General features: G+C 65.2%; 3 protein-coding genes. All 3 read right to left on the reverse strand.

Going from position 1 to position 2,634, the window contains the following annotated elements; genetic code table 11:
* On the reverse strand, positions 1 to 256 hold a 256-nt coding region (locus tag EN893_RS28335), incomplete at its 3' end, for a biotin/lipoyl-containing protein (RefSeq protein ID WP_348632519.1).
* Between the two features lies 1 nt (position 257).
* Positions 258 to 1,271, reverse strand: a complete 1,014-nt coding sequence (locus EN893_RS28340) for an alpha-ketoacid dehydrogenase subunit beta (protein WP_127271317.1) — start codon at positions 1,269 to 1,271, stop codon at positions 258 to 260.
* 3 nt (positions 1,272 to 1,274) lie between these two features.
* Complete coding sequence (locus tag EN893_RS28345) at positions 1,275 to 2,507, reverse strand: 3-methyl-2-oxobutanoate dehydrogenase (2-methylpropanoyl-transferring) subunit alpha (protein WP_127272764.1); 1,233 nt, start codon at positions 2,505 to 2,507, stop codon at positions 1,275 to 1,277.
* Positions 2,508 to 2,634 lie beyond the last annotated feature (127 nt).

Raw genomic sequence — 2,634 nt, forward strand, 5'->3', positions numbered from 1 at the left:
CAACATTCCCCTCGCCCGCCACCTTCAGCCGCACGATGGGCGAACCAATCGCCACCGTGTCGCCGATTTCGGCGCCCAGCCACAGGATCTCGCCGTCGACCGGCGACGGGATTTCGACTGTCGCCTTGTCGGTCATCACGGCGGCGAGCACCGTGTCCTCGCGCACCATGTCGCCGATCTTGACGTGCCACTCGACCAGCTCGGCCTCGGCGACACCTTCGCCGACATCGGGCAGCTTGATGATGTGTTCGCCCATCTCAGGCCCCCATGGTTTCAAGCAAGGCACGGCCGACACGGGCGGGGCCGGGGAAATAATCCCACTCCTGCGCATGCGGATAGGGCGTGTCCCAGCCGGCAACGCGAGCAACCGGCGCTTCGAGGTGATAAAAACAGTTTTCCTGCACCAGCGCCGACAGTTCGGCGCCGAAGCCCGACGTCAGCGTCGCCTCATGCACGATGACGCAGCGCCCGGTCTTCTTGACCGAAGCGACGATCGTGTCGAGGTCGAGCGGCAGCAGCGTCCTGAGATCGATGATCTCGGCATCGATGCCGGTTTCCTCGGCCGCGGCCTGCGCGACATAGACCATGGTGCCGTAGGCGAGCACCGTGATGGCGGAACCCGGCCGGCGGATCGCCGCCTTGCCGAGCGGCACAGTGTAGTGGCCGTCGGCGACCTCGCCGAGCTCATGTTTCGACCACGGCGTCACCGGCCGGTCGTGATGGCCGTCGAACGGACCATTGTAGAGCCGCTTCGGTTCGAGGAAGATCACCGGATCGGGGTCTTCGATCGCCGCGATCAAGAGCCCCTTGGCGTCGTGCGGGTTGGACGGCACCACGGTCTTCAGCCCCGACACATGGGTGAACAGCGCTTCCGGGCTCTGGCTGTGCGTCTGGCCGCCGAAGATGCCGCCGCCGGTCGGCATGCGCACCACGATCGGGCAGGTGAAATCGCCATTGGAGCGATAGCGCAGCCTAGCTGCTTCCTGGGTCAGCTGGTCGTAGGCCGGATACATGTAGTCGGCAAACTGAATCTCCACGCACGGCTTCAGCCCATAGGCGGCCATGCCGATGGCCGAGCCGACAATGCCGGATTCGTTGATCGGCGCGTCGAAGCAGCGGCTCTTGCCGTATTTGGCCTGCAGGCCCTGCGTGCAGCGGAAGACGCCGCCGAAGAAGCCGACATCTTCGCCGAACACGACGACTTTGTCGTCGCGCCCCATCGATACATCCATGGCATCGCGAATGGCCTCGATCATGGTCCGTCTCGGCATGGCTCAGACTCCCGCCTGCTGGCGCTGGCGTCTGAGATGCGGCGGCATCTCGGCGTAGAGGCCCTCGAACATGTCGCGCGTCGACGGCTTGCCGCCGGCATGCAGCGTGCCGTGGCTTTCGGCTTCCTTCTGCGCCGCGATGACCGTGTCGAGGATTTCTGCCTCGGCCTGCGCGTGCCGCTCGTCCGACCAGACGCCAAGCGCGATGAGATGGTTTTTCAGCCGCACGATCGGGTCGCCGAGCGGCCAGGCGTCGGACTCGGTCTTTGGCCGGTAGGCCGAGGGATCGTCCGAGCTCGAATGCGCCCCGGCGCGGTAGGTGACATATTCGACCAGCGTCGGCCCGAGATTGCTGCGCGCCCGCTCCGCCGCCCATTTGGCCACCGCATGGACGGCGAGATAGTCGTTGCCGTCGACGCGCAGCGACGGGATACCGAAGCCGAGCCCCCTTGCCGCGAATGTGCCCGAGCCGCCGCGGGCAATGCCCTGAAAAGTCGAGATCGCCCACTGGTTGTTGACCACATTGAGCACGACCGGCGCCTTGTAGGTCGAGGCGAACACCAGCGCCGAGTGGAAATCGGATTCGGCCGTCGAGCCGTCGCCGATCCAGGCGGCTGCGATGCGCGAATCGTTCGAGATCGCCGAGGCCATCGCCCAGCCGACCGCCTGGATGTACTGCGTCGCCAGATTGCCGGAGATCGAGAAGAAGCCGTGCTCCTTCGACGAATACATGACCGGTAGTTGCCGGCCCTTCAGCGGATCCGCCTCGTTGGAATAGATCTGGTTCATCATCGTGACCATCGGATAGCCGTCGGCGATGAGCAGCCCTGCCTGGCGATAGGTCGGGAAATTCATGTCGCCCGGCGCCAGCGCCTTGCGGAAGGCGCAAGCCACCGCCTCTTCGCCCAGATGCTGCATGTAGAACGAGGTCTTGCCCTGCCGCTGCGCCATCTGCATGCGCGCGTCGAAGGTCCGCAGCGTCATCATGTGGCGCAGGCCGGCCAGAAGTTCCTCATCGGAGAGCAGGCCGGCCCAGGGACCGACGGCCTCGCCAGTGCGGTTCAGCACGCGGATGATCGAGAAGGCATGATCGCGGATGGTGCGCGGATCGACATCGATTTCGGGGCGCGGCACCGAGCCGGCCTTGGGGATCGGCACATTGGAAAAATCAGGCGTTCCGCCCGGCCGCACTTCCGGTTCCGGAACGTGGAAACGCAACATCCCAGCATCGGCCATGACCTTTGTCCTCCAATGTTGCCTAGTGTCGATATTTGCATATCTGCGCCGCCAGGCCAGTGCGAATTCGTCGGGTAGCCTGCGGACGTCGGTCCCGGCAGCGCCGGCCGATCCAGCCTCCCACGCA

It is taken from the genome of Mesorhizobium sp. M7A.F.Ca.CA.004.04.2.1 (assembly GCF_004022825.1).
Lineage (GTDB): Bacteria > Pseudomonadota > Alphaproteobacteria > Rhizobiales > Rhizobiaceae > Mesorhizobium.

Excerpts from the sequence above, each read along its gene's own strand:
- EN893_RS28340 (WP_127271317.1), bottom strand. The coding sequence starts at position 1,271 with ATGCCGAGACGGACCATGATCGAGGCCATTCGCGATGCCATGGATGTA.
- EN893_RS28345 (WP_127272764.1), bottom strand. The coding sequence starts at position 2,507 with ATGGCCGATGCTGGGATGTTGCGTTTCCACGTTCCGGAACCGGAAGTG.